The following is a 26,976-nucleotide window of genomic DNA, read 5'->3' as shown; positions in this document are numbered from 1 at the left end:
ATGTAATATGTCCATCATAAGGTAAACGAGATGAGGATGTGTTTGTTTTATGCAGCTGTCTGAACAGTTTTGGAATGCATCGCTCGAAGCGTTGAAGCGGGGTTACGTTGAGGAGACGGACTGTTATATTTGCTTGCTCTGCGGCAAAACGGTGGAGAAGGGCATTATTTATCCGGACGAAGGCACGCTCTACGAGGCGGAACGCTATACACGGGTTCATATTGAAAACACCCATGGCTCCGTGTTCGAATATTTGATTGGGCTCGATAAAAAGCTGACCGGGCTGACCGACCATCAAAACAGTTTGCTCCGGCATTTTTACCAAGGAATGAGCGATGCGGACGTTCAGAAGGAGATGGGCATCGGCAGCGCGTCCACCATCCGCAATCACCGCTTTGCTTTGAAGGAAAAAGAACGCCAGTCCAAGGTGTATTTGGCGATGATGGAGCTGCTGAAGGAAAAGGACAAGTATGCTCCGGCCTTTGTCGAGCCTCACAGAACCGCCAAAATGGTGGATGAGCGATACAACATAACTGCGGAAGAAATCGAAGAGATTTTGCAGAAATATTTTCCCGAGGGTACGGATGGGCCATTAAAAACGTTCCATCTGCAGGAAAAGCATAAGCTTGTCGTGCTGAGAGAGATCGCTAAACGATTCAAAAGCGGGCATGTCTACAGTGAGAAGGAAGTCAATGAATCTTTGAAGGCCGCACACGACGACTTCGTTACCTTACGGCGTTATCTCATCGAATACGGTTTTTTAGACAGAACACCGGACGGAAGCCAGTACTGGCTGAAGTAACGGTTGGGGAGAAAAAGGAATTGGCCATGAATCGGTGAGCAGGGATACAACCGGGAAAAGCAAGAGCCGCGAGCAACATAAGGAAGAGGGATCTGCGCCAGCTTTGACGCGGGTTCCTCTTTTTTACACATGCTATTTATTGTTAGTAGCAGATGTGATATATTAGGTATTACCTAATAAAATTAGGTGCTGCTTAACCTTTGGGTTCGGAAAGGGGTAAACTCATGCTGGTGTGGATGTTGAGAAAGATGATGGCGGAGCGGGGCATCTGGACAGGGGCTGCGCTGGCCCGGCTGTTAAAGGAAAAAGCAGGCTACGAGCTGTCCGCTCCCTCGATCAGCGCCCTGATGACCGGACAGCCGAAGCAGATGAAGGCTGAGACGCTGGACGCTTTATGCACGGCTTTGGACTGTACCCCGAACGACTTGTGGGTGCATACGCCGGCGCAAGTCAGAAGCGCGTCCATTTAAAAAAGAAAAGAGGCATTAACGTTATGGCTGAAAAAACAATCCTGCCATTCGGCGACCCGGTTCTACGCAAAAAGGCCAAACCGGTGGAAGAGGTAAATTCGAGAATCATTAAGCTGCTTGACGATATGGTCGATACGCTGTATGCCGCAGAGGGTAGGGCGGGACTTGCTGCGCCGCAGATCGGATTTTTGCGCAGGGTAGTTGTGATGGACTGCGGCGACGGACTCATTGAGCTTATCAATCCGGTGATGCTGGAAATGTCCGGAGAGCAGATCGGAACGGAAGGCTGCCTGTCGCTTCCCGGGCATTCCGGTATTGTGAAGCGGGCCAATCAAGTCAAGATCAGCAGTTTGAACCGGCAAGGCGAGACGTTCGTTCTCGAAGCGGAAGGGTACCTTGCGCGCTGCATTCAACATGAAATGGACCATCTGGACGGGGTTCTTTACATCGACAAGATTGAAGGGAATGTACTCATCCACGACGAGACGGGACGCAAGGTCAATGTGTTCGACATTATCCGTCTGTCTAAGCCTGAGCATTAAAGAAGCAGAAGCGCCAAAAAGAAACAGCCCGGACTTTGCGTTCAAGTTCCGAGCTGTTTCGTGTGTTCTACCTTTTTCTCATTTCGAAAAACTCGCACAACTCCCTGCGGTGATAAGCCACATCACTGACCCCGAACTGAATCACGACCGTGTCGCTATCGAAACGGGTGATGATCCCGCCGGAACCGACCACATGGTCGTCTTGAAAAACCCGGATCGATGCTTCGCGTTCCATCGCTTCCTGGAAATCCGCATCCGTTACCAATCTATGATTGCGCGCCATCCTTGTTCTCCTTCGTCGTTAAGCTGTATCCATTGTACCATATTTGCGAAGAATCATCAGAGTATGCAATGGTGGAGGAATAAGGAACGGCGAGCGGGAAGCCATTCTCACCACCGCCGGATCGGCTCAGTCTGATCGATCAGGGGAGCTTAAGCTGCGCTCCATCAACTGCTTTAGCTTCGATTCCGTCGAGGAATCGGGCGCAGGAGTATATATACTGCACCGCAGGTCAGAACTCCCTTGTACCTGCAGCGAGGTAAGGTGAAACAGCATCTTGCCCGCTTTCGCATGCCTGAATTCGATTAGCACCTCCGGCGCCGAGCTGACTTCGCTTTGCTCCCATAGCCGATCGAAATCCGGGTGGACCTCCTTCATCTCCGCAAGAAAACGCTCATACCATTCGTCCTCAACGTATTGCCCGTAATACGCCCGGAAAATAGCGAGAAAACCGCGGACAAAATGCTCCCAGTTGACGGCGAGACGCTGAAATTCTTTTTGTGTAAACAGCAGCCGGATCATGTTCCGCTGTTCGACGGGAATATGTTGGAAATTGAGAAACACATGGGAAGCTGCTTCGTTCCAGCCGACAATATGGCAGCGGCGGTCAGAGATAATGGTCGGACAAAAGCGCAGCTCCTGCAAAATTCTTCTCAGCGAAGGGCTGATCTCGGGGAGCTCTTCTATTAGCGTATGGGCGCCCGACCCGGTTTCCAGAGCAAGCGAAAACAAATATTTCCGCTCGTCTACTGTTAATTGCAGGGCGGCGGCGACGCAGTCCAGGACCGATTTAGACACTTTGATATCCCGTCCTTGCTCAAGCCATGTGTACCACGTGGGGCTGACCCCGGCAAGTTGGGCGACTTCCTCGCGTCTTAAGCCCGGGGTGCGTCTGCGGGTTCCCACTGGAAGTCCGACCGTTTGCGGAAGCACTTTAGCCCGTTGTGCCTTCAAAAAAGCCGATAACGCCTGAAGCCTCGTTTGATGATTCATTTCGGTTCCGCCTTTTGGTTTCGTTATCATGGTAGTTATTATACTATAATAAACTACAACTTGTAATAGGATAACAACTATGACAACATAGGACTTAACCGATGAACGAGAGGGAGGAAATACGATGGAACGAGTCGTGTTAACGGGGATGGGGATTATCTCGCCGCTTGGAAATGAAGTGGAAACCTTTTGGAATCGTTTGTGCCGGGGGGAATCGGGGATAAGCCGGATCGATACGTTCGACACCTCCCGCTTTAAAACGAAAATTGCGGGGGTCGTCCGGGAATTTGACGCCGATGCCCGGTTCGGCCGCAAAGAAGCGCGGCGGATGGATCGGTTTTGTCAGTTTGCTTTGGCCGCTGCGGAGCAGGCGTTGGAGGATTCAGGGTTAACGCTTGATGAAATCGATCGGGAACGACTTGGCGTATATGTAGGATCAGGCATCGGAGGCATTCAAACGCTGCTCGAACAGGACGGTATTCTCCGGGATCGGGGACCGGAACGGGTTAGTCCGACGCTGGTACCGATGATGATATCGAATATGGCCGCAGCGACGATCAGCATAAAATATGGAGCTTTGGGCCCAACGCTGTCTCCGGTAACGGCATGCTCCATAGGAAACACCGCCATCGGCGAAGCATTCCGTTTAATTCGGGCAGGTGGCGCGGACGCGATCATTGCCGGTGGTGCAGAAGCCGCCGTGACGGAAATATCGCTTGCCAGCTTCGGCAACGCGACCGCTTTGTCCAGCCAAAACGACGAGCCTGCCAGAGCAAGCCGTCCGTTCGATGGGGGACGGGACGGGTTCGTCATGGCCGAGGGGGCGGGCATTGTGGTACTGGAATCGCTCTCCCATGCACAGCGTCGGAACGCTCGAATCTACGCCGAGGTGATCGGTTATGGAGCCAGTTCTGATGCCTATCATATCGTCGCCACCCATCCGGAGGGGATCGGGGCTTACCTGGCTATGAAGTCGGCGCTTCGCGAAGCGGCTATAAACCCCGAGGAAGTGGAGGTTATCAGCGCGCACGCGACGAGTACGGAACTGGGGGACAGGTCCGAAACGATGGCGATCAAGAAGCTGTTCGGCGAACATGCCTATCGGATTTCGGTCACCGCCAATAAGTCCATGACCGGCCACATGCTGGGAGCGGCCGGCGGAGTAGAAGCCATTGCTCTGGCCAAGAGCCTGGAGCAGGGAATCATTCCTCCCACGATTAATCTGGAACAGCCGGACCCGGATTGCGATTTGGACTATGTGCCGAATGAAGCGCGTCAAGCCAACCTGAAGATCGGCATATCGAATTCCTTCGGATTCGGCGGACACAATGCGGTCATCGTGCTAAAAGCCTTTGCGGAATAACTTAGTACAAGCATAACACGCAATAATAATAACCAGCATAAAGGTCCGTTGCGGAACGAAGGGACAACCCCGGAGAACGCGCGGACTTTTGTACTTAATCTTAGTTTTTTAGGAAGCTTCCGTAATTTTTTGATTTTTAAGCTTGGCTTTAATCATTTTGATTCGCTGCTGGGCGTAAAACTCGCATGCCGCTTCACTCAGGCTGCTGAGAGGAACTTGTAGCTCGGTATGGTTGTCGATAATGATCATCGATCCGTTTTCGAAAAATTTAAAAGTAAGATCGGCCCAGAACGACCCGGAAGCATCCAAAATTTTTTCGATCTGCTGCTCCGTGAGCTGTTCTCCATTTTCGGCCATGACATTCTTGTAGTAGTCCCGTTCGATAAATCTAACATTCGTCACCATCGTATCTACACTCCTCTCAGAAAATAGGAACATGCGTTCTTGATCTCTATTATACCAAACATTTGTTCGTAGTCAATACAATTTACAGAAAATTCTCTTAAGTTTAGTATAAATGTCTCTCGACTCGTTATCTTCGGCACAACGCATGGATATTCGGATTGACGAAACAAAAATCAGATGATAGTTTAGAAAAGAGTATGGCATATTGTGGGAGGGTTATCGATGACAGAAGTCCGTTTGGAAATCAGCCACGACGAACACGAAGATGGAATGCGCATGGAGCAGTTGATCGAGCAATTGGCTGCGAAGCCCGAGAGCCGGGAGGTGGTAGAGCTGACGATCGGCTCATGGGGAGAGGCCTATGAAGAAGGTCCCGACACGTTCGTGGATACATTGATCGGACATAAGGACGCTTTTCCGGCGTTGCGCAAGCTGTTTATCGGCGATATGGACTCGGAGGAATGCGAAATTTCGTGGATTACGCAGACGAATCTGGCTCCGCTGCTGGAGGCGTTTCCGCAGCTTACTTCGTTCCGTATTAAAGGTAGCACTGACTTGTCCTTGAAGCCGTTGAAGCACGAACGGTTGGAAGAATTGGTAATTATCTGCGGTGGCCTGAGCAAGGAAGTGCTCGCCGATATTCGAGACGCCGAGCTGCCGGAGCTGAGAAAGCTGGAGCTTTATCTCGGCGTAGACAATTACGGTTTTGACGGCGGCTTGGAGGATGTTAAACCACTCATGGAACCGGGGCGCTTTCTCAAATTGACTTACCTCGGTCTGAAAGACAGCGAGATTCAAGACGAAATCGCGATTGAGATTGCGAATTCGCCGATCCTCGATCAATTGCATACGCTCGATTTATCGCTGGGAACCCTTAGCGACAAAGGCGCGGAAGTGCTGCTGGCGAGCGAACGCGTCCGGAAGCTTTCGTTCCTCGACCTGAATTATCACTACATGTCGGACGAGATGGTAAAACGCTGGCAAGCGTCGGGCATGTCCGTCGATGTCAGCGACCAGCAGGAGATCGACGATGACGACGACTGGCGTTATCCGGCGGTTACGGAGTAAATGGCCCGTCCGCTGATTGTTGTTGGCAATCCCGGCAACCGGAGGATGACGATGCTGCAGGAAGCGCGACGGAGGCTCGGGATGTCTCCGGCACAGATCGTGCCGTATCTCGATCTGCTGCAGGGCCGCGTTCGCTGGCGGGAAATCACAGGCGGCGAGCCTGTCCTTGTCCGGCTGGACTCGCCCGGCGAGCATTTCCCGGTGGAGCGCGAGCTGATCGCGCTCGGTGCTGCTGACGGCGGGCAAGCGGACGAGCTGTTCCCATTGCCGGAGTTTCTCCCGATGCCGGTCATCTCGGCGCAAGCGGCCCGGAATTTGCCCGAACAACCGGGACGCATCTACTATCCATCGCAATGGTTTCGCGGATTTTGCCGGATGCTGTCCGGGCTTCGCGCTGACTTGGCCGAAACGGCGCCGGAAGCGCGCTGGACGAACGATCCGCAGGAAATCGCGGTCATGTTCGACAAGCGCCGCTGCCATAGGCTGCTCAGCTCCCGAGGCGTGCCGGTGCCCCCGGCTCCGGGGGAGGCTGGCTCTATCCGGGGCTACGACCAGCTCCGCGAAGCGATGGAGCGGACCGGCATGCGGCGCGTCTTTGTTAAGCTGGCGTTCGGCTCTTCGGCCTCCGGGATACTGGCTTACCAGATTAACCCAACTACCGGAGCGGAACTGGCCGACACGACGATCGGCTTCGAACGACTTGGGTATGAGCGGGTATATTACAATTCGCGCCGTCTTCGCAGATACCGGGAGCGCCCGATCATCCGCGAAATTATCAATTGGCTGGGCGCTCAAGGCATGCACGTCGAGCAGTGGGTGCAGAAAGCTTCGCACGACGGCCGGGCATTCGATATCCGCCAGCTCGTCGTCGGCGGCGAAGCGTGCCACCGGGTTGCCCGGCTCAGTCGCACGCCGATCACGAACCTCCACCTGCGCAACGAGCGGGCCGGTCTGGAGGAGCTCGGGCTACCCGCAGCCACCGTTCAGGCGGTGGCCGAGGCCGGGGAGCAGGTGGCTTCGCTGTTTCCGCGTTCCGCTGTGGCAGGGATCGACGTGCTTCTCGCCAAGGGCGCCTTGCGTCCTTATATCGTCGATATTAATCCGTTCGGCGATCTGCTGCTGAACGTTCGTTACGAAGGCATGGACACCTACGAATGGCAAATGACCCGCATGTTAAAGGATGAATGAAGCATGACTATCAATATGAACGACATTGTCGGCACGCACGACATTTTGTTTGTGACGCTTGACACGCTTCGCTACGACGTGGCGAAGCTGGAGGAAGAGAACTGCCCCAATCTGTGCGGAACGGGCGGCTGGGAAAAGCGTCATACGCCAGGCAGCTTTACGTATGCCGCGCATCACGCGTTCTTCGGCGGTTTTTTGCCGACGCCTGCGAATACGGACAAAGCCAGTCATATCCGGCTGTTCCACTCGAAAAATACGGGACTGCAGACCAATCCGAACACATGGCTGTTCGATACGCCCGACATCGTTTCTGGCCTTGCTAAGGAAGGATACCGGACGATCTGCATCGGCGGCGTTATTTTTTTTACGAAAAAAGTGCCGCTGGCGAAAGTGTTACCGTCGTATTTTCAAGAGAGTTACTGGCGCCAGACGTTCGGCGTAACGAATCCGCGCTCCACCGAGCATCAGGTGAATCATGCGCTGAAGCTGATCGGCTCGGCCGACCCGGACCAGAGGCTGTTTCTCTTCACGAACGTGAGCGCCATTCACGGTCCGAACCATTATTTCGTGCCCGGCGCCAAGCGCGATTCGGTGGATACCCAACGGGCGGCACTGCGCTATGTGGACGGACAGCTTGGAAGGCTGTTCGAGGCGATGCGCGCGCGGGGCAAGACGTTCTGCATCGTCTCCTCCGACCACGGGACCGCTTACGGCGAGGACGGCTATCACGGCCACCGGCTTGCGCACGAGGTCGTATGGAACGTGCCGTACCGGGAGTTTATTTTGTAGACATAAAAGCTATCGAAGGAGGGACATCAAGTGGAATTCCGGGAATCAGAAGACATCCGGCGCTGGTCGGAGCAAATCGCCGCATCGCCATACCGGTCTTACTTGTACTCCTATCCGCATAAAACGGCCTATCGCGAACTGAATCCGCCGCTGCCGCTGCATGAGCTGTGGAAGCGGGAGAGCGGGGAGTCGTTCTTTTTATATATGCACATTCCGTTCTGCGCGGCCCGGTGCGGGTTCTGCAATCTATTTACGCTGCCCGACCGGAGCGTCGACGCGCACGAGCAGTATGTCGCTGCATTGGAGCGTCAGGCGAGGCAGTGGGCGCCCATGGTTTCTCACCGGCCATTCTCCCGCTTTGCGATCGGCGGCGGGACGCCGACGCTGCTGAACGAGCGGCTTCTCGAACGTTTGTTTGATATTGCGGAGCAGGTGATGGGGCTCGATCCGGACCGTGCCTCGATCTCCGTCGAGACGTCCCCGGATACCGTGACCGACGCGCGAATGAAGCTGCTGAAGGAACGGAAGGTCGACCGGGTGAGTATGGGCATACAAAGCTTCATCGAAGCCGAAGCCGCTGCGATCTACCGCCCGCAAAAGCCGGGCGAAGTGATGCGCGCGCTCGAAGTGCTGAAACGGTACGACTTTGCCGTGCTTAATCTCGATCTGATTTACGGGCTGCCGGGCCAGACGGTGGAGTCGTGGTTGTATTCGCTGGATCGGGCGATGGAATATGAGCCGGAGGAAATTTTCATTTACCCGCTGTATACGCGCGAGAATACGATCTTGAAGCCGGAGGAGCTGCGTCGCAAAGGGCAGGATCACCGGCTGGATATGTACCGAGCCGCTTTCGAGCGCTTGAAGGAGAAAGGCTACGAAGCGTTCTCAATGCGGCGTTTCGCCAAGCCGGACGCGAAGTCCGGGAAGAGCCTGCTGCCTTACGGCTGTCAGGAGGAAGGGATGGTCGGTCTCGGCTGCGGCGCGCGTTCGTACACGGGGGAAGTGCATTACGCTTCCCGCTACGGCGTAAGCTACAAGGCGACTCAAAGCATTATCGCCGACTACGTCTCTGCGTCAAGCTACGATACGGCCGATTACGGCTACGTCTTGAACCTGGCCGAGCAGCAGCGCCGTTTCGTTATCAAGGCGCTGCTCCACCGCGAAGGGCTGGAGCGGCGCGCTTATGAAGCGAGGTTCGGCAGCGATCCGTTCGCCAGCCGTCCCGAGCTGAACCGGCTGCTGGCTGCCGGGTTCGCTGTGTTGGAAGACGGTACGATGCGCCTGACGGACGAAGGCATGGCCTACTCCGATGCGATCGGCGACTGGCTGATCTCGCCGGAGGTCAGGGAGCGGATGGAGGAATTCGTATGCGTGTAAGCACGACGTTATATTACCGGGGCGCGTTATCCTCCTGCAACTACGATTGTCCGTATTGTCCGTTCAGCAAAACGACGGACAGCCGCGAGACGCTGGCGAAGGACAAGGCGCAGCTGGAGCGATTTGTGTCATGGGTTCGGGAGCAGGGGGCAGACGGCAGGCGTCTGTCCCTCTTCTTCAATCCGTACGGCGAGGCGCTGGTCCACCGATGGTACCGCGAGGCGTTAACGGAGCTGTCCCATCTGGAGCACGTTGACAAAGTGGCGATCCAGACGAACTTGTCCGTCAAGCTGGACTGGACGAACGGGCTGAACAAGGAAAAGGCGGCGTTCTGGGTCACATACCATCCCGGTCAAACGAGCGAAGCGTCGTTTCTGGCCCAGTGCGCGCAGCTTTACGACAAAGGGATATCCTTCAGCGTCGGCTCCGTCGGGATCAAAAGCTACCTTGAGCCGATCCGTTCGCTGCGCCGTACGCTGCCTCAGGATGTTTACTTGTGGGTGAACGCGTACAAGGACCAGCCGGCGTATTATTCGCCCGAGGAAAAGGCGGCCTTTCGCGAGATTGACCCTTATTTTGAGTGGAACGCGCGGGATTATGACAGCATGGGGAAGCCTTGCGCCACGGGAAGCCGCGTGTTTTTCGTTACGGGCTCGGGGCTGGTCAAACGCTGCTATAAGGACCGGAGAGTGATCGGGAATTTGTACCGCGACGGCTTGGAACGATTATCCGCGGAAAGACCGTGTCGGATGAAAACGTGCGGCTGTTACATCGGCTACGTGCATATGCCGGAGCTGTCGATGGAGTCGATTTACGGAAAAGGAATATTGGAACGAGTTCCCGGCGCGGATGCGCGATATGTCGCGAAGGAGGCGTCGCCATGCGGTTTTTGAACGAAAAGGAAGGGGCGGTCCTCTGGTTTACCGGGCTGTCCGGCTCAGGGAAGACGACGACGGCGCGGGAGGCGGCATCCGTTCTGCGCGAACAGGGACGCCGGGTCGAATGGCTGGACGGAGACGAGCTGCGCAAGACGCTGTCCAGCGATCTGGGATTCACGCCCGCCGATCGGCTTGAGCATATCCGCCGGATTGTCGAGCTTGCGAAAACACACGCCGGTAGTGGCGCAATCGTGCTCGTGTCGGCTATCACGCCGTACCGCAGCATGAGAGCTTACGCGAGGTCGGTATTGCCGCGGTTCATGGAAATTTATGTAGAGTGTCCGCTGGAGGTATGCGAGCAGCGGGACGTCAAAGGGCTGTATGCCAAGGCGCGGCTCGGGCTTATTCCGAATTTTACCGGCATATCCGACGCCTACGAGCCCCCGGAGCATGCGGAGCTTACGATTCATACAAATGAGCATTCCCTGACGCATAACGTGGAGAAAATTATGCTGGCGCTGCGCTCGTTGGGCGGTCATTGATCTTTCTCATAAAGGCGGATCGGTTTGCGGATTTCTGCGTAATTTTCATCGATATCCCGTTTGAGCGATTCCAGAAGATGCAGGGCTTCTTTTTGCTGCTGCTCGTCGGCGATGGATTGGAGGAGCGTCTGAAGACGGTCCAGTCTCGTTTTCGTTCCGAATCTCATGGTATGTCCTCGCGGTCTGCCTCAAGTCGTTGTTTTCTAAAATGATTCGCAGCCGTTCTCCACTTTCAGGCCGGGCAACGCCGCGTACAGCTGAGTGGAGGGTTTTCGGAAGGGATAATTGACCGTTTGTAGAATAACATGAAGTGCGCATTTTTTCGCGTCATTATCCGTTTATATACTCTTATCCGAAAGGGGTTCCCCTGGATGAACCGATCATTGCGGCAAACTTGGGATCTGGACGTTTTTTTCTCGGGAGGCAGCGACTCTTCCGATTTCGCGCAATATTTGAATGCGCTTGAAGCCGACACGAACCGCTTTCGCAGCGAGCTGGACGCTCTGCCGTCGCCGCAAACCGCAGAAGCTGCCGCCGCATTGCAGGGCTTCGTGGAGCTGCTGCAGGACTTGCAAAAACGGCTGCGTCAAGCAGCAGCCTTCATCATCTGCCTGTCCGCGCAAAATCAGGCAGACCGGGGGGCCGTTCGGCTAGGCGGTCGGCTGGACGGCATTCAGGCGAACTACCAGTCCGCCATGACGCGCTTCGACGTGCTGCTTGCGGAGATGCCGGACTCCGTATTCGCCCAGTGGGTCGGCAGCGAAGCGATGACAGCCCTCGCCTTCAATCTGGAGGAACGCCGGACGCAGGTAAAAGACAAGCTGCCGCTGGAGCAAGAAACGTTAGTGAACGACCTTGCTGTGGACGGCTATCATGGCTGGAGCGCCTTGTACAACACGATCGTGAAGCAGATCCGGTTTCCGTATGAGAAGGACGGGAATACGGTCATGCTCTCAGTCGGGCAGTTTTTCAACCAGATGTTTAAAGAGCAGGATCGTCAGGAACGGGGACGCCTGTTCCGGCAATGGGAGGAAACATGGACGGCTCAGGAAGATTTTTGCGCCGATACGTTGAACCATATTGCAGGCTTTCGCCTCCAGCTGTACAAGCATCGGGGCTGGGATTCGGTGCTTCGAGAGCCGCTGGAAAACAACCGGATGACCAGGAAAACGCTGCTGACCATGTGGGAAGTGATCGAGAAGAACAAGCCGGTCTTTATCGCTTATCTGGGGCGGCTCGCCAAGCTGATGGGGGTGGAGCGCCTGGCTTGGTCCGATCTGTATGCGCCGCTTGAAGGCAAGGACACGAACATCTCCTACGACGAGGCTGCCGTGATGATCGAGGAGCAGTTCCGCCGGTTCTCGCCGCAGCTCGCCGACTTTACCGTGCGTGCGTTCGAGGAGCGGTGGGTGGAGGCGGAGGACCGCCCGGGCAAACGGCCCGGAGGCTTCTGCACCTCGTTCCCGGTCAGCAAGCAGAGCCGGATCTTCATGACTTACTCCGGGGCGGGGAACTTGTCGACGCTGGCGCACGAGCTCGGCCATGCGTTTCACCAGCATGTGATGAACGAGCTTCCGCCGATGACTCAGCGCTACGCGATGAACGTGGCGGAGACGGCTTCGACCTTTGCCGAATTGATCGTCAGCGACGCTGCGTTGAAGCAGGCGGAGACGCGGGAGCAAAAGCTGTTCTTGCTGAATGATAAAATCCAGCGGGCCGTCACCTTTTTCATGGACATTCATGCGCGGTTCCTGTTCGAGACGCGGTTCTACGAGGAGCGCAAGGTCGGACTCGTCAGCCCGGACCGGTTGAACGAGCTGATGATCGAGGCTCAAAAAGACGCGTTCTGCGACGCTCTGAGCGAGTACCACCCGCATTTCTGGGCGGCGAAGTCGCACTTTTACCGGACCTCCGTGCCGTTTTACAATTTCCCGTACACGTTCGGCTTCCTGTTTTCCTCGGGCATCTACTCGCTTGCGCGCCGGGAAGGCGAATCGTTCGAGGCGCGGTACATTGCCTTGCTTCAGGACACCGGCCGCTTGACGGTCGAGCAGCTGGCGAGCAAGCATTTGGGGGTGGACTTGGAGCAGCCGGAGTTTTGGCAGCAGGCGGTCGATCTTTCTATCGAAGATGTGAAGCAGTTCCTCGCTTTAACAGAAGAAGGCTAAGCTATGGAAGCGGTCGACATGACCGCTTTTTTCTTTGGATGCGAACGCCCAACCGTTGTAATTTGAGACAAAGCCGGGCTTTCCTGCTATAATAGAGCAGTTGTTTTAAGCCATGAGTTAAGTATTGTTAAAATGATAAGCTTCACAGAAGCGGCGTAAGGAGAAAGGGGACAATGTCAGTGATTGTTGTCGGGGGGATGATCGGTCTGGGGAAAACGTCCGTAGCCGAATTGCTTGGGCGGGAGCTCGGATCGGAAGTGTTTTACGAGAGCGTGGACGATAATCCGATTTTACCGCTTTTCTATACGGCATCGAAGGAAGAGATCGAGAAGCACCGATACCCGTTTTTACTCCAGCTGTATTTTTTGGACAGCCGGTTTAAGTCGATCAAGAAAGCGCTGCGGAGCAACCGCAACGTCCTGGACCGGAGCATCTACGAAGACTGGTATTTTGCAAAAGTAAACCACGAGCTCGGACGTATCAACGATCTGGAGTTTCAGGTGTACGAGAACCTTGCGAACAATATGCTGGAAGAGCTGGAGGAGCTGCCGAAGAAGGCTCCTGATCTGATGGTTTATTTGAAGGGTACGTTCGAGACGGTACTGCAGCGCATTTCGCAGCGCGGACGCGAATTCGAGCAGGACGAATCGCTTGTCGAGTATTATCGGTATTTGTGGAAAGGATACGACGAGTGGCTGATGAAATATTACAATCAGTCCGACGTATTAATCGTCGATATGGACTTGACCGACGTGGTGAACAATCAAGAAGACGCCCGGAAGCTAGTCGAGCAGGTGAAGGACAAGCTCAGTATGTTGCAAATGTAAACGGATAATCTCCTTATCCGACAAGACAACGGCCGCCATGCATCAAACGAAAGACCGGAACTCCTTCCTTCACAGGTGAAGAGGCCCGGTCTTTCGCTATTCCTGCAATCTAAAGCTGCGCCTGCTCCGCTCTGGCAGCGGCGAACCGATTCTGCGGCTTCGGCAGGTGAAAATGGTCTCTCAGCGTACTGCCCTCGTACTCTGTACGGAACAGCCCTCTTTGCTGCAGCAGGGGGACGACGTGTTCCACGAAATCTTCCAAGCCTTGCGGAAGCAGGGGCGCCATCAGCATAAAGCCGTCGGCGGCTCTTTCCGTAAACCAGGTTTCCAGCGTGTCCGCAATTTTCTCCGGCGTGCCGACGAAATGCTCGCTGCTGAACGAACCGGTCAGCAGAGAATAAACCTCCCGCAGCGTAGGGTTTTCCCGCGCAATGACGGGCCGGTGCTTGATGTAATCGGATTTCGTCTCCGGCAGCCGGTCCAGCCCGAAGTCCGCCGCTCTCGAACCGAGGGTGGCTCCCGTAAAATCGACGCTTTTGAAATAGTCGGATAAGAAGCCGATACCCGTCTCCTCGGTAATGCAGGACTCCAACTGCTTCAGCTTCCGCTGGGCTGCTTCCTCCGTTTCGGCGATGACCGGAGAGATGCCCTGCAAAATGTACACGTCGTCGGCCGACCTTCCCGCAGCAGTGACCTTGCTTTTGAAGGAACGGTAAAACTGCTTCGCATCGTCGATATCGTATTTGATGGAAAACACGACCTCCGCCGTGCCTGCGGCAAAGCTTTGCCCGGATTCGGAATTGCCGGCCTGCACGAGGACGGGATGGCCCTGCGGGGACCGGCCGATGTTGAGCGGACCTTGCACGGCGAAAAACTCGCCTTGGTAGTTGATGCAATGCAGCTTGCTCCGGTCGAAAAATTGACCGCTCTCCTTGTCGCGGACAAAAGCGTCGTCCTCCCACGAATCCCACAGTCCTTTGACGACTTCGAGGAACTCCTCCGCGCGCTTATAGCGCAGCGAGTGCTCATAATGCTCCTTGCCTCCGAAGTTGAGCGCCGTATTTCCGGACAAGTCCCGGGTCGTGACGATATTCCAGCCGACCCGGCCTTTGCTGATATGATCAGCCGACATGAAGAGGCGGGCCAGATTGAACGGCTCGATATACGAGGTGGAAGCGGTGGCGACGACACCGATCTTCGAAGTGGCGCCCGCCAGCGCGGTAATGAGCGTGATCGGTTCGTAGCGGTTCAAAATATTCGGATGAGACGCTTCGTTGATCGCGAGACTGTCGGCGATAAAGGCGATATCGAATTTTCCGCCTTCGGCAAGCTGCGCGAGCCGCTTGTAATAATCGATGTCGATACTCGCATCGGGTTGGGCTTCAGGATGCCGCCACGAAGCGACATGCATGCCGGTGCCGACCAAATAGGCGGACAGTTTGATTTGTCTTGTTCGGGTCACAGGCCATACCTCCATATATCCAAGTTAATCAATGGATTTAATTTGTTATAATTTAGCATGATCTTCTCACCCCGTCAAGTTCGTTTCCGAGGATAAGTTCCGTGCTAAAAGTTCTTGACAGCACCCAGTCCATCCTTTAAATTAAATAAATATAATCGGTATAGTCGGAATTAAAAAACGACAACATGCACGATGAGTTGACCAGTCCACTGGAAACTAAGCTTTCCCCGAGCTATGGCAGCGGGGCGACGCTTGGTTTTTTTATTTTTATCCTGAAAAGCAGGTGAAGGAATGATCGTCATTCGCAATCTTAGCAAATCGTACAAAACGTCGTCAGGCGCATTTCCTGCGCTTCAGAATGTCAACTTGCAGATCGAAAAGGGGGATATTTTCGGCATTATCGGCTTCAGTGGCGCGGGCAAATCGACGTTGATCCGCTGCCTCAACCGGTTGGAGGAGCCGGATTCCGGCAGCATCGAGATCGAGGGTACGGTCATTACGGACTTGAACGGGAAGGAGTTGCGGCTGGCCCGGCAAAAAATCGGAATGATTTTTCAGCAGTTTAACCTGCTGGACGCGAAGACGGTGTACCAGAATGTCGCGTTTCCTCTTCAGGTCGCCGGGCATCCGAAAGCGCACATCCGCGGGCGGGTCCGGGAAATTCTCGACCTTGTCGGCCTTGGCGATAAAGAGAACGCCTATCCGTCGCAGCTCAGCGGCGGCCAGAAGCAGCGGGTCGGCATCGCGAGAGCGCTCGTGAACGAGCCCGACGTGCTGCTCAGCGACGAAGCGACGTCGGCGCTCGATCCGCAGACGACCTACTCCATTCTGGAGCTGCTGAGGGACATCAATCGTCAGCTTAAGCTGACCGTTGTCCTGATCACGCATGAGCTGGACGTATTGCAGCATATTTGCCGCAGCATGGCGGTGATCGAGAACGGCAAAATCGTCGAGACCGGGCCGGTTGACAAGCTGTTTCTGAATCCCGAGAGCGATACGGCGCGCAGATTCGTCCGCATTCTGGAGCATTACCGCGACAGCCGATATGTGATGGAAGGAGTGGGAGCGGGAATATGAAAGACGATCTGATCGAGCTGCTGCTGCAGGGACTTGGTGAGACGGTCTACATGGTGCTCTGGTCTTCCGTCTTCGCGCTTGTGCTCGGCATTGCGCTGGGCATTACGCTTGTCGTGACGGAGAAGGGCGGTATTCTGGAAGCGCCGCTGCTGCACAAAATCTTCGGCACGGTCATCAACAGCGTCCGTTCGCTGCCTTTTATTATTCTGATCATTCTGCTGCTGCCGCTCTCCCGGCTGATCGTTGGCACCTCGCTCGGTCCGACGGCCGCCATCGTGTCGCTCTCGATCGGCGCGGCGCCCTTTCTGGGCCGGGTGATTGAGAATTCGCTCAAGGAAGTGAGCGCGGGCAAGATCGAGGCCGCCAAAGCGGTCGGCGCCTCGCCGTTCACGATCATTTTCAGGGTGCTGATTCCCGAAGCGCTGCCGGCGCTTGTCCGCGCGATGACGATTGCGGTCATTGCGATTACGGAATTCACCGCCGTGGCCGGCGCAATCGGAGCGGGCGGTCTGGGCAGCCTGGCCATACGCTTCGGGTACCAACGGTTCCGCGAGGACGTTCTGATCGCAACCGTTCTGCTCATCATCGTTTTGGTTCAGCTCATCCAATGGTCGGGCGACTACATCGCCAAATCGATCGACAAGAAGCGTTACAAGCTGGATTGAGCGCGGACATCGCGTTTGTGAAGGAACGTCATTTTAATTATAGAAAGTAGGCGTAGGTATGGGAAAAAAAGGTCTTTTCTCTCTCGCATCCATCTTGGTTGTTATCGGTGCCATCGTTTCGGGCTGCGCCTCGGGCGGCACCGCGCAGGCCCCGGACACGAAGTCTGCGGCGCAAGGCACTGCAGCCAGCACGGCCAAGCCGACGAAAGAAACGACGCTGAAAATCGGCGCGGCCGCCGTGCCGCATGCGGAAATTTTGAACTTCGTCAAGCCGAAGCTGAAGGAGCAAGGGGTCAACCTCGAAGTGGTCGTCTATGACGACGAAGGGCAGTTGAATCCTGCGCTGAAAGACAAGCAGATCGACGCGAACTACTTTCAGCACGTTCCTTATCTGGATTCGGTCAAGGGCGAGAAGGGCTATGATTTTGCCGTCACGACCAAGGTTCACGTGGAGCCGATCGGGTTCTATTCGAGCAAGCTGAAATCGAAGGACGAGATCAAGGAAGGGGCGCGGATCGGCATTCCGAACAACCCGTCCAACGAATACCGCGCGCTGGCACTGCTGCAGCAGCAAGGGCTGATCAAGCTCAAGGACGGCCTGACGACATATGAAGCGACGCCCAAGGACATCGCGGGCAATCCGAAAAAGCTGAAATTCGTCGAAGCCGATTCCGCAACCTTGCCCCGGTCGCTTCCCGATCTGGAAGGCGCGATTATTAATACGAACCTCGTGCTGGAAGCCAAAATTGATCCAAAATCGGCCTTGTTCCGGGAAGATTCCAAATCGCCTTACGCCAATGTCATCGTCGTTCGCAAGGGAGACGAGACGCGGGACGAAGTGAAAAAGCTTGACGCCGCTTTGACGGCGCCGGAAGTGAAGAAGTTTATCGAAGACAAGTACGGCGTGGCGGTCGTTCCGGCATTTTAGAAAAATTTAGATTACCTGTTGATTTCTATCGGTCCGCAGGTTATTCTTGTACTGACAACTTCATATGCGCGGGAGCTTGGTGAAGCCAGGCTGAGAGGATAACCGGATGTTATCGACCGTTAAACCTGATCTGGGTAATGCCAGCGGAGGAAACACGTAGCCTTTGTATGCACAAAGACCGCTTCTTTGCCGTTGCGGTCTTTTTTGTATGCATTACGTTCCCCGCTTGCTCACATTCATTCGAGGAGGAATTGAACATGACAAGCGAAAACAAACCAAACCAACAACATGAAGTGCCGGACGTATCGGGATTTCCCGGGAGCCGAAAAGTGTACATTCAAGGCTCTCGCAGCGACATTCGGGTCCCGATGCGGGAAATTGCTTTGAGCCCGACGGTGGGCTCGGAAGGGGAAACGGCCAATCCGCCCGTGCGCGTCTACGATAGCAGCGGTCCGTACACGGACGGCGGTGTCCGGACGGACATCCGGCAGGGGCTTCCGGCCAATCGGCGGGGATGGATTATGGAACGGGGCGACGTGGAGGCGTATGACGGAAGAGCGGTAAAGCCGGAAGATAACGGCTTCAAGGAGGAAGAGGGGGCCCGGCGGCAGGAATGGTTTCCCGGAACGGCGCGCCGTCCGCTGCGGGCCAAGCCGGGAGTGAATGTTACCCAGATGCACTACGCCAAAAAAGGAATTATCACGTCCGAGATGGAATATATAGCTATCCGCGAAAATGTAACCCCCGAGTTCGTGCGCAGCGAGGTGGCGCGCGGCCGGGCGATCATTCCGTCGAACATCAACCACCCGGAAAGCGAGCCGATGATTATCGGCCGGAATTTCCTTGTGAAGATCAATGCGAACATCGGGAATTCCGCCGTCGCTTCGTCGATCGACGAGGAAGTGGAAAAGATGCGGTGGGCGACGCGCTGGGGAGCGGATACGGTCATGGACCTATCGACCGGCAAGCACATTCATACGACGCGCGAATGGATCGTCCGCAACTCTCCGGTGCCGATCGGGACGGTGCCGCTGTATCAGGCGCTTGAGAAGGTCGGAGGCAAAGCGGAGGAATTGTCTTGGGAAATTTACCGGGATACGCTGATCGAGCAGGCGGAGCAGGGTATCGATTATTTTACGATCCATGCCGGGGTGCTGCTGCGGTACATCCCGCTGACCGCGAATCGCGTGACCGGGATCGTATCCCGGGGCGGGTCGATCATGGCTTCGTGGTGTCTGGCGCATCATCAGGAAAATTTCTTGTACACGCACTTCGAAGAAATTTGCGAAATTATGAAAACGTACGACGTCGCTTTTTCGCTTGGGGACGGCTTGCGTCCGGGTTCCATTGCCGATGCGAACGACGAGGCGCAGTTTGCAGAGCTGGATACGCTGGGCGAGCTGACGCAAATCGCCTGGAAGCACGATGTACAGGTGATGATCGAAGGCCCCGGCCATGTGCCGATGCATTTGATCAAGGAGAACGTGGACCGGCAGCTTGAGGTGTGCGAGGAGGCGCCGTTCTATACGCTCGGACCGCTCACGACCGACATTGCGCCCGGCTACGATCACATTACTTCGGCCATCGGCGCAGCGATGATCGGCTGGTTCGGGACGTCGATGCTGTGCTATGTCACCCCGAAGGAGCATTTGGGGCTCCCCAACAAGAACGACGTGCGGGAAGGCGTCATCGCCTACAAAATCGCGGCCCATGCAGCCGACTTGGCCAAAGGCCATCCGGGCGCGCAGGAGCGGGACGATGCGCTGTCGAAGGCGCGGTTCGAATTCCGCTGGCGGGATCAGTTTCATTTGTCGCTCGATCCCGAAAGAGCGCTGGAGTACCACGATGAGACGCTTCCGGCGGAAGGCGCGAAGACGGCGCATTTTTGCTCGATGTGCGGCCCCAAGTTTTGCAGCATGCGTATCACGCAGGATATACGGGAATATGCTAAACAACACGGTTTGGAAGACCGCGCCGCGCTCGAGAAAGGCTTGGAGGATAAGTCCAAGGAGTTCAAGAAAGCGGGTGGTTTCATTTACAATTAATCGCCTTGGGAGGGATCGTATGTTTACGGAGCAGGAAAAGGAAGCGTTATACAAAGTCATCTATACGCGAAGGGATGTCCGCTCCTTCCTGCCGGACCCGATTCCGGAGGAAGCGGTGACGAACGTGCTTCACGCCGGCCACCATGCGCCGTCCGTCGGCTTCATGCAGCCTTGGAACTTTATCCTGGTGACTTCGGAGCCGCTGAAAGAAAAGCTGGCCTGGGCCGCGGACAAGGAAAGAAGGGCGCTGGCGATCCATTACGAAGGCCAGCGACAGGACCAATTCTTAAGCCTCAAGGTGGAAGGACTGAAGCAGGCGCCGCTGACGATCTGCATTACATGCGATCCTACCCGGGGAGGCGCCCATGTGCTCGGCCGGAATTCGATTCCCGAGACCGACATGCTGTCCGTCGCCTGCGCGATCCAAAATATGTGGCTGGCCGCCTGTGTGGAAGGGCTTGCTATGGGATGGGTAAGCTTCTACAAGAAAAACGACGTGCGCGAAATTCTGGGCATTCCGCCGCATATCGAGCCGGTCGCGCTGCTGTCGGTCGGGTATACGGAAAACTACCCGGAGAAGCCGATTCTGGAGACGGCCCAATGGGAGAAGCGCCGCTCTTTGCAGGACCTCATCTATCATGAGACATGGGGAAATCGGCAGCCGGAATGATCGAACTTTTCTATTTTCAAATACATGATCCATCTATGGGAACATAGGTGGATTTTTGTTGTGCAGCCGTCACCCTCGCATAACAAGATTACGGTTTGCTCACCATAATATGGGGGGCGACAGGCATGTGGAAATTTATTTCGACTCATATGACGAATTGGGAAATTATTTTGCAGGCCATCCTGTGCAGTGTGGCGCCCTATGGTGTGTACAAGCTGGGAGCTTGGTTGAAATCGGTGTTGACGATCCGCAGCAGCAGTAAACCCGCCTCCGAAGAGCGGTTATACGTCTTTACCGGAAAGTTCGAAAAGGACTTGCCGGAACTTCAAGACAGATTAGGCCGCAATGATGACATCTTGATCCGGACGTTTGAAATGGGCGGCTCGCGTACGAAGGCTGCCTTGATTCTGGTGAAGGAGCTTGCGGACAAAAACTACATCGATACGCACATTTTATCCGCTCTGATGTCGGACTTTACGATACCAAACTGCGCGGAGGAAGTGCCGCCACACATCAAAAATCGGATCTTGTCCGTGAGCGAGCTGGGCGAAGCAGGGAACCTGCGCGATCTGCTGCCCGGCTTATGGAAAGGGAATGCTGGTCTCTTGATCGACGGCTGCCCGAATGTCTTCGTGTTGGCCACCGGGAACGAGAAAAAACGCAGCCTCGGCGAACCGGCCTCGGAGGCTTTGGTCCGAGGGCCGCGCGTCAGCTTCAATGAAAGCCTGGCGGATAATACCGCGCTGCTGCGCCAGCTTGGCGGGAGTCACACCCTATGTATCGCTTATACGGTGGTGGGGCGTAAAGCTCCCAAAACGGTAGCAATTGCTTACAACGGCGACATTGCCAATGACGCTTTGGTGCAGGAGGTCCGGAAGCGCATCGACCGGATCGATATGGACGACGTTCCCGATTCCGGATATATCGAACAGTTTATCGAGGATAACCATCTTACGCTGTTTCCCCAAGTGCAAAATACGGAACGGCCGGATCGGGTGAACAGCGCGCTGATGGAAGGCAGAGTGGCGATTCTGCTGGACGGCTCCCCGTTTGCGCTGATCGTCCCGGTAAGCATCAGCATGCTGCTGCAATCCCCGGAGGATTATTACGAGCGCTGGATCCCGGGCACGCTCGTGCGCGTGCTGCGCTATATCGCAGCATTGATTTCCACGCTCGGGCCCGCGCTCTACATTTCGTTCATCTCGTTCCATCAAGGGCTGATTCCAACCAAATTGGCGGTATCCATCGCCGGCTCAAGAGAAGGCGTGCCCTTCCCTTCGTTAATCGAAGCGTTGATCATGGAAGTATCGATCGAAATTTTGCGGGAGGCCGGTTTACGCTTGCCGAAGCCTATCGGTCAGACCATCGGCATTGTCGGCGGCCTGGTCATTGGGGAAGCGGCGGTACAAGCCGGCATCGTCAGCCCCATCATGGTCATCGTCGTTGCCATTACGGCGATTTCTTCGTTTGCCATCCCTCAATACAGCGCAGGAATTGCTCTGCGGATCATACGCTTCGGTACGATGTTTTCGGCGGCCATCTTCGGACTGTATGGGGTCATCCTGTTCTTCCTGCTGATATGCAGCCATTTGGCCAAACTGAAGAGCTTCGGCATTCCTTACTTGAGCCCCGCGGCTCCTTACCGGCTCAGCGATTGGAAGGACTTCGTCCTGCGCGCGCCGCTTTCTTTAATGACGCGCCGCCCGAAGACCATGCAGGTCAAACAGCCGAAGCGCCGTGGATAAAAAGGTTGGGTTCGTTAGATCACCCGGGTGACATAAGTCGTCCGGGTTATTCGTTGTTATCCGATATGAAAACCTACTTTTAACCATTATTGAAAAATGATTGGGAATAAAGCTTGGCACCCCGTAACACATGCGGATCAAAATTCATAAAAATGTTGTATGTTCTGTCGAGAGCAGAGAAAGCGCGATCACCCGGCCGCATGCTCCTTGCCCGGGCCCTTCCCTTTCTATCTCTGGTCAGTCTCCGGCGCGAGCCGGCATACAAATTAATTTGACGGAGGGAATGTTCAACATGAGTGAATTTCAGAATGAGCTTCAACAATTGCAAGTCGCAGCATACAATGCAGGTCAGGTAACGCCTTTACAACATCAAGGCCAATACGAAGCCGATTCTCGTCTATGTGGAGGTGGCTGCGGTTGTTTCCGTTGTCCATGCGGCTGCGGTTGCTTCCGCTGCTTCTGCAGCTGTTTCTGCGGCGGGGGTTGCGGCTGCGGAGGAGGTTGCGGAGGAGGTTGCGGCTGCGGAGGCGGAGGCTGCGCTTGCGGAGGACGTTGCGGACATCGTTGCGGACATCGTTGCGGTTAAGTCATTAACGGGACTCCCCTGGTAGTATCAGCCCCTGCACATGCGGCCTTTGATCCAAACCGCAGGGGCTGGAACGGCCCCTTGAAAATAATTGACAAGAAGGACAAACGACAATACATAAGATAACAGTGAACATCCGGCCGGATTGACCAAAAGTAAGGATAAGGAGGAGTGAGATGACCACATTCGATGCTTCCGTGCGTCCGAAAATGAACGGGGACACCTTTTTTATCCCCGATCGGAACGGCGCGGTCTATTTTAGAAACAACATGGGCTCGTTCCGGTTGGAAGGCGAGTCCATTGATCGTTGGGTCGAGAAGCTGGTACCGGTATTTAACGGGAAGTACACGCTTATGGAATTGACGGACGGGTTGCCAGAGCCGCACAAAGGCCACGTGTTCGATATTGCCGCTTTATTGATCCAAAACGGCTTCGCCCGGGATGTAAGCGGAGACCATCCCCACCGGCTATCGGAAACGATTCTTGAGAAGTTCGGCTCGCAAATTGAATTTCTGAGCAATTTTGGAGGCTCCGGCGCGCACCGCTTTGAGCAATATCGCCAAGAGAAGGTGTTGGCGATTGGTTCCGGTCCGTTCATGGTTTCATTGGTGGCGGCTTTGCTGGAATCCGGGTTATCCCGAATCGGAGTGGTCATTGGCGATTCATTGCCAACCAACCGTGAGCGGCTGAAGGAACTGGGGGAGCATGCCCGGAAATCCGATCCGGAGGTACATATTCAGGAAGTGCCTTACCCCAGACGGGACGTTTCCGCTTGGCAGGAGGTCCTGAAACCGTTCGATTCGATCATGTACGTATCGCAGGAGGGGGATATTGAAGAGCTTCGGATCGTCCAAGCGGCCTGCAAAGCGGAGAGAAAACTATTCCTTCCCGCAATTTGCTTGCAGCAAGCCGGTTTGGCAGGGCCTCTTGAGCGGCCGGAAGATGGGAATGGTTGGGAGTCGGCGCTGCGGCGCATTCATCAGCCTGTTCTACGTCAAGATCCGCAGCAGCATGGGTTTTCTGTCCACGCCGGGGCTTTGCTGTCGAATGTGATCGTGTTCGAACTGTTCAAAACGGTGACGGGAGCTGCCGATCCGCTGCGAAATCAGGCGGTATATTTACTGAACCTGGAGACGCTGGAAGGGGACTGGTATTCGTTTGTGGCTCACCCGATGGTGGTCGGCTGCAACCGGATTGAACGCATTCCGGATATTGAGCCGCGGTTGATGCAGGATCCGGGCCCGGCGCCGCAGAGCGGAAGGCACAGCCCGTTACTGGATTATTGTGAACGGATAACCTCGCCGGATACGGGCATTTTTTACGAATGGGACGAAGGCGACTTAAAGCAGCTGCCGCTTGCGCAATGCCGGGTTCAGGTGGCGGACCCGCTCTCGGACGGGCCGGTTGAACTGCTTCCTTCCATAGTCGGTACAGGATTGACGCATGAGGAAGCAAGACGGGAATCGGCGCTTGCCGGATTGGAAGCTTATACGTCCCGGTTGGCCGAACGTATGGGGCAGTCGTCTTCGCCGTCGGAAACGGGCGCAACGGGTCTGCGTGTATCCGAATATGTCGGCATCGGGGCGGGTGAGACGCTGACGGAAGCTGTATGCCGGGGCTTGCGAAAGTGTCTGGCGGAAGAGCTGGACATTCGGCGGACCGGTCGAAAGCCGCTTGTCACTCCGGTGCAGCTGAGTATGGTGGATGACGAGCGGGTCCGTTATTATTTGAAATCCTTGTCTACGCTGCAGGGGGAGCCGGACCTCCTTCTGGAGGAAGAGCTGTTCGGCTTCCCGGTGGTTCGTGCGGATATCGGCGGAAGATGGTACTCGGGCGTCGATTTGAATATCACCCTTGCGCTTCGAAGGGCTCTGCTTCAAGCGCTGTCGGAGGTTCAAAGTCAAGCGCCCCGGTTTCAAGTCCGGATTGCTTCGGTTCCAAGCCGGGCTCCGAAAATGGTAAGGCCGCGCAGCCTGACCATCCCGGCCTGCGAAGAAACGCCGCAAGCTGGCGTACTGGCCTCCGCCATACAACAGCTGAAGCAGCACGGCAGACGGCTGCATGTATTTGATTACAGGCTCGATCCTTTCTTGAATAAAGGGCCCATTCACGTCCTGGGCGTTGCGCTGGGAGAGGAGGTTTCGACATGAGCAGTGTTGTAGCCGTAATCGGCAAAGGCGTGCTGGCGGATTTGATATGCGCTGAACTGAATTCTGCCTTTTGGGTGATCCGTACGGGCGAGCTGGAGGAAAAGGAATTCCGTTCGGCTGATCTGGTTATCCTTGCGCAGGATGGCTGGCTCCCTGCCGTGCAGGACAGAGCGGAGGAGGTTCTTCAGTCTGCCAAAGTACCGTGGCTGCGGGGTTTCGTGTCTTTTGGGGAGGCGATAATCGGACCGTTGGTCCGGCCAGGCGTTCAGGGATGCTCCAGATGCGCGGATATGCGGCGGCTTATGGCCACTGGCGACCGCAAGGAGCTTCGTGTGCTGCAGCAGCAGCTTGTCGAACGCGGAGGAATCCCGCAGGACGTCTGGGCTTCCCGCACGGGACTGACACAGGCGGCGACGCTCTTGGCCACGGAAGCCCGGCGCGTACTTCTCGGCGGACAGCCCCAATTGGAAGGACGTATCCTGCTCGTGAATCTGAAAACCTTGAAGACTTCACGCCACCTCTTTTTACACGATCCAATGTGCCCGGTTTGCGGCGAATTGCCGGAAGATTCGGAGGAACTGGCTAATTTTTCGCTCGGGTCAAGTCCGAAGATCCATCCGAACAGCTTCCGCTGCCGTTCGATCGATGAACTGAAGCAGGTGCTTACCCGCGATTATTTGGATTTCCGGACCGGGCTCATCAATGGCAAAATGAAGGACGGCTTGTCGCCGTTCGCCGATATCACCGTAAATCTTCCATTTTTTACCGGCGACGAACCGAGCTCGGGGCGGACGCTCTCCTATGCGGATAGTGAGCTGACGGCGATACTGGAAGGCTTGGAGCGTCATTGCGGCGTGGTCCCGCGAGGCAAATGGACGAAGATTCGCAAAAGCTACCGCGAGATCGCCGATCATGCGTTAAATCCGCTCGAAGTAGGAGTCCACGCGGAAAAGCAGTATGCGCGGCCTGATTTCCCTTTCCGGCGTTTTGATCCCAACCGCGAGATCGACTGGGTCTGGGGCCGCTCCATCATACACAATCGTCCCATTCTGGTACCGGAGCTGCTCGCTTATTACAGTCTCGGCTGCGGAAACGGCGTTGTCTATGAAACGTCCAACGGATGCGCTTTGGGCGGCAGCATGGAGGAGGCGATTTTCCACGGGATTATGGAGGTGCTGGAGCGCGACTCGTTCCTGCTGACTTGGTACGCGCAGCTTCCACTTTCCCGTGTCGACCCCTATTCCGCCGGCGATCGCGAATTAAATCTGATGATCGACCGGATGAGGGCGGTGGCCGGTTATGAGCTGCACGTATTCGATGCGACGATGGAGCATGGCATTCCGTGCATCTGGACCTACGCGAAAAACCTGAAACCGCGCGGGATGAACCTCATCTGTGCGGCGGGAGCCCATCTCGACCCGATCCGGGCGCTGAAAAGCGCGATCTTTGAACTGGCCGGCATGATGCTCTCGCTGGATGATCGATTCGAAGCCAACCGGCAGGAAAGCGAACGGATGGCAGAGGACCCTTTCCAAGTGAGAGAGATGGAGCATCACTCTATGCTGTACGGCTTGCCGCAGATGGAGAAGCGTTTGGATTTCTTGTGGAAGAAGCCCGGACCTCCGCTGACGTTTCGGGAGGCGTTCCCGCCGCAAAGTTTGCATACGGATCTTGCAGACGACTTGAAGATGATCTTGGAAAAATTCCGCTCCTTGAATCTGGATGTGATCGTAGTCGATCAGACCTCACCCGAACTGAAGCGAAATGGGTTAACCTGCGTCAAAGTGCTGATTCCGGGGATGCTGCCGATGACGTTCGGTCATCATTTGACGCGTGTTACAGGGCTGGAGCGGGTACTGAAGGTTCCGGCGCAGCTCGGCTATACGAAGCAGCCGCTCACGGTCGAACAGCTCAATCCGCATCCCCATCCGTTTCCGTAAGGGACGACGAGAGGGG

At 55.6% G+C, this 26,976-nt stretch carries 26 protein-coding genes and 1 riboswitch; of the genes, 21 read left to right on the top strand and 5 right to left on the bottom strand.

The annotated features are described in order from the left end of the window. Positions 1-49: 49 nt before the first annotated feature. The 3 genes from BLO51_RS06030 to def all read left to right on the top strand — a co-directional run bounded on the left by BLO51_RS06030 (position 50) and on the right by def (position 1,814). Entirely contained in the window at positions 50-802 is a 753-nt protein-coding gene (locus BLO51_RS06030) for a DUF2087 domain-containing protein (protein ID WP_090668343.1), read from the top strand. A 224-nt stretch (positions 803-1,026) separates the two neighbouring features. After that, positions 1,027-1,272, top strand: coding sequence for a helix-turn-helix domain-containing protein (locus BLO51_RS06025; RefSeq protein WP_090668341.1), 246 nt, complete (start codon positions 1,027-1,029; stop codon positions 1,270-1,272). Positions 1,273-1,295: 23 nt separating this feature from the next. Further along, positions 1,296-1,814 (top strand): peptide deformylase, encoded by a 519-nt coding sequence (gene def, locus BLO51_RS06020; protein ID WP_090668338.1) that lies wholly within the window; start codon positions 1,296-1,298, stop codon positions 1,812-1,814. Positions 1,815-1,881: 67 nt separating this feature from the next. On the opposite strand, the gene BLO51_RS06015 is transcribed toward def, so the two are convergent. After that, positions 1,882-2,097, bottom strand: a complete 216-nt coding sequence (locus tag BLO51_RS06015) for a hypothetical protein (RefSeq protein ID WP_090668335.1) — start codon at positions 2,095-2,097, stop codon at positions 1,882-1,884. Positions 2,098-2,223: 126 nt separating this feature from the next. Continuing rightward, positions 2,224-3,087, bottom strand: coding sequence for a helix-turn-helix transcriptional regulator (locus tag BLO51_RS06010; RefSeq protein WP_090668331.1), 864 nt, complete (start codon positions 3,085-3,087; stop codon positions 2,224-2,226). 124 nt (positions 3,088-3,211) lie between these two features. Here BLO51_RS06010 and fabF point away from each other — a divergent pair, with 124 nt between their 5' ends. Next, positions 3,212-4,450 (top strand): beta-ketoacyl-ACP synthase II, encoded by a 1,239-nt coding sequence (gene fabF / locus BLO51_RS06005; RefSeq protein ID WP_090668328.1) that lies wholly within the window; start codon positions 3,212-3,214, stop codon positions 4,448-4,450. Between the two features lie 108 nt (positions 4,451-4,558). Here the strand turns inward: fabF and BLO51_RS06000 are convergent, their stop codons facing one another. Continuing rightward, complete coding sequence (locus tag BLO51_RS06000) at positions 4,559-4,855, bottom strand: hypothetical protein (protein WP_090668325.1); 297 nt, start codon at positions 4,853-4,855, stop codon at positions 4,559-4,561. Positions 4,856-5,077: 222 nt separating this feature from the next. On the opposite strand from BLO51_RS06000, the gene BLO51_RS05995 reads away from it, so the two are divergent. Genes BLO51_RS05995 through cysC form a run of 6 tightly spaced genes read left to right on the top strand, consistent with a single transcriptional unit; the run spans position 5,078 to position 10,697 of the window. Further along, positions 5,078-5,923: an STM4015 family protein gene (locus BLO51_RS05995; protein WP_090668320.1), complete on the top strand. Its 846-nt coding sequence runs from the start codon at positions 5,078-5,080 to the stop codon at positions 5,921-5,923. Next, the gene (locus BLO51_RS05990) at positions 5,924-7,111 is read left to right on the top strand and encodes an STM4014 family protein (RefSeq protein ID WP_090668316.1); all 1,188 of its coding nucleotides are present in this window, start codon (positions 5,924-5,926) and stop codon (positions 7,109-7,111) included. Positions 7,112-7,114: 3 nt separating this feature from the next. Then, the gene (locus BLO51_RS05985) at positions 7,115-7,900 is read left to right on the top strand and encodes an STM4013/SEN3800 family hydrolase (RefSeq protein ID WP_090668313.1); all 786 of its coding nucleotides are present in this window, start codon (positions 7,115-7,117) and stop codon (positions 7,898-7,900) included. A 30-nt stretch (positions 7,901-7,930) separates the two neighbouring features. Then, entirely contained in the window at positions 7,931-9,277 is a 1,347-nt protein-coding gene (locus BLO51_RS05980; protein ID WP_090668309.1) for an STM4012 family radical SAM protein, read from the top strand. Next, entirely contained in the window at positions 9,268-10,170 is a 903-nt protein-coding gene (locus BLO51_RS05975) for an STM4011 family radical SAM protein (RefSeq protein WP_090668306.1), read from the top strand. The genes BLO51_RS05980 and BLO51_RS05975 overlap by 10 nt, the downstream gene beginning before the upstream one ends. After that, positions 10,158-10,697, top strand: coding sequence for an adenylyl-sulfate kinase (gene cysC, locus BLO51_RS05970; protein ID WP_090668303.1), 540 nt, complete (start codon positions 10,158-10,160; stop codon positions 10,695-10,697). Before BLO51_RS05975 ends, cysC begins: the two co-directional genes overlap by 13 nt. Here cysC and BLO51_RS29115 read toward each other — a convergent pair. After that, positions 10,691-10,864 (bottom strand): hypothetical protein, encoded by a 174-nt coding sequence (locus BLO51_RS29115; protein ID WP_167670116.1) that lies wholly within the window; start codon positions 10,862-10,864, stop codon positions 10,691-10,693. The genes cysC and BLO51_RS29115 overlap by 7 nt on opposite strands. A 204-nt stretch (positions 10,865-11,068) precedes the next feature. Here BLO51_RS29115 and BLO51_RS05965 point away from each other — a divergent pair, with 204 nt between their 5' ends. Both BLO51_RS05965 and BLO51_RS05960 read left to right on the top strand, forming a co-directional pair. Then, positions 11,069-12,865: a M3 family oligoendopeptidase gene (locus tag BLO51_RS05965; protein WP_090668300.1), complete on the top strand. Its 1,797-nt coding sequence runs from the start codon at positions 11,069-11,071 to the stop codon at positions 12,863-12,865. 173 nt (positions 12,866-13,038) lie between these two features. After that, positions 13,039-13,692 carry a deoxynucleoside kinase gene (locus BLO51_RS05960; protein WP_090668297.1) on the top strand — a complete coding sequence of 218 codons (654 nt, stop codon included), beginning with the start codon at positions 13,039-13,041 and terminating at the stop codon, positions 13,690-13,692. 109 nt (positions 13,693-13,801) lie between these two features. Here BLO51_RS05960 and BLO51_RS05955 read toward each other — a convergent pair whose 3' ends face one another. Then, the gene (locus BLO51_RS05955; protein WP_090668293.1) at positions 13,802-15,154 is read right to left on the bottom strand and encodes an LLM class flavin-dependent oxidoreductase; all 1,353 of its coding nucleotides are present in this window, start codon (positions 15,152-15,154) and stop codon (positions 13,802-13,804) included. A 291-nt stretch (positions 15,155-15,445) separates the two neighbouring features. Here BLO51_RS05955 and BLO51_RS05950 point away from each other — a divergent pair, with 291 nt between their 5' ends. The 9 genes from BLO51_RS05950 (at position 15,446) to BLO51_RS05910 (ending at position 26,960) form a co-directional block, all read left to right on the top strand. Continuing rightward, positions 15,446-16,231 (top strand): methionine ABC transporter ATP-binding protein, encoded by a 786-nt coding sequence (locus BLO51_RS05950; protein ID WP_090668289.1) that lies wholly within the window; start codon positions 15,446-15,448, stop codon positions 16,229-16,231. Further along, positions 16,228-16,896: a methionine ABC transporter permease gene (locus BLO51_RS05945; RefSeq protein ID WP_090668286.1), complete on the top strand. Its 669-nt coding sequence runs from the start codon at positions 16,228-16,230 to the stop codon at positions 16,894-16,896. Before BLO51_RS05950 ends, BLO51_RS05945 begins: the two co-directional genes overlap by 4 nt. A 58-nt stretch (positions 16,897-16,954) precedes the next feature. Beyond that, positions 16,955-17,824, top strand: coding sequence for a MetQ/NlpA family ABC transporter substrate-binding protein (locus BLO51_RS05940; RefSeq protein ID WP_090668282.1), 870 nt, complete (start codon positions 16,955-16,957; stop codon positions 17,822-17,824). Positions 17,825-17,882: 58 nt separating this feature from the next. After that, a riboswitch (TPP riboswitch) is annotated at positions 17,883-17,993 on the top strand. A gap of 88 nt (positions 17,994-18,081) precedes the next feature. Further along, positions 18,082-19,869 carry a phosphomethylpyrimidine synthase ThiC gene (thiC, locus tag BLO51_RS05935; RefSeq protein ID WP_090668276.1) on the top strand — a complete coding sequence of 596 codons (1,788 nt, stop codon included), beginning with the start codon at positions 18,082-18,084 and terminating at the stop codon, positions 19,867-19,869. A 19-nt stretch (positions 19,870-19,888) separates the two neighbouring features. Then, positions 19,889-20,539: a 5,6-dimethylbenzimidazole synthase gene (gene bluB / locus BLO51_RS05930; RefSeq protein WP_090668273.1), complete on the top strand. Its 651-nt coding sequence runs from the start codon at positions 19,889-19,891 to the stop codon at positions 20,537-20,539. A gap of 125 nt (positions 20,540-20,664) precedes the next feature. Beyond that, on the top strand, positions 20,665-22,284 hold the full coding sequence (locus tag BLO51_RS05925) for a spore germination protein (protein WP_090668270.1): 1,620 nt from the start codon (positions 20,665-20,667) through the stop codon (positions 22,282-22,284). A gap of 407 nt (positions 22,285-22,691) precedes the next feature. Continuing rightward, the gene (locus BLO51_RS29110; RefSeq protein ID WP_217266694.1) at positions 22,692-22,895 is read left to right on the top strand and encodes a hypothetical protein; all 204 of its coding nucleotides are present in this window, start codon (positions 22,692-22,694) and stop codon (positions 22,893-22,895) included. A gap of 151 nt (positions 22,896-23,046) precedes the next feature. Beyond that, entirely contained in the window at positions 23,047-25,020 is a 1,974-nt protein-coding gene (locus BLO51_RS05915; RefSeq protein WP_090668264.1) for a putative thiazole-containing bacteriocin maturation protein, read from the top strand. Further along, positions 25,017-26,960 carry a TOMM precursor leader peptide-binding protein gene (locus tag BLO51_RS05910; RefSeq protein WP_090668261.1) on the top strand — a complete coding sequence of 648 codons (1,944 nt, stop codon included), beginning with the start codon at positions 25,017-25,019 and terminating at the stop codon, positions 26,958-26,960. Before BLO51_RS05915 ends, BLO51_RS05910 begins: the two co-directional genes overlap by 4 nt. Positions 26,961-26,976 lie beyond the last annotated feature (16 nt).

Source organism: Paenibacillus tianmuensis, assembly GCF_900100345.1.
Taxonomy (GTDB): domain Bacteria; phylum Bacillota; class Bacilli; order Paenibacillales; family NBRC-103111; genus Paenibacillus_G; species Paenibacillus_G tianmuensis.
Note: the sequence above shows the minus strand (reverse complement) of the source record. Positions and strands in the feature narration are given on the sequence as shown.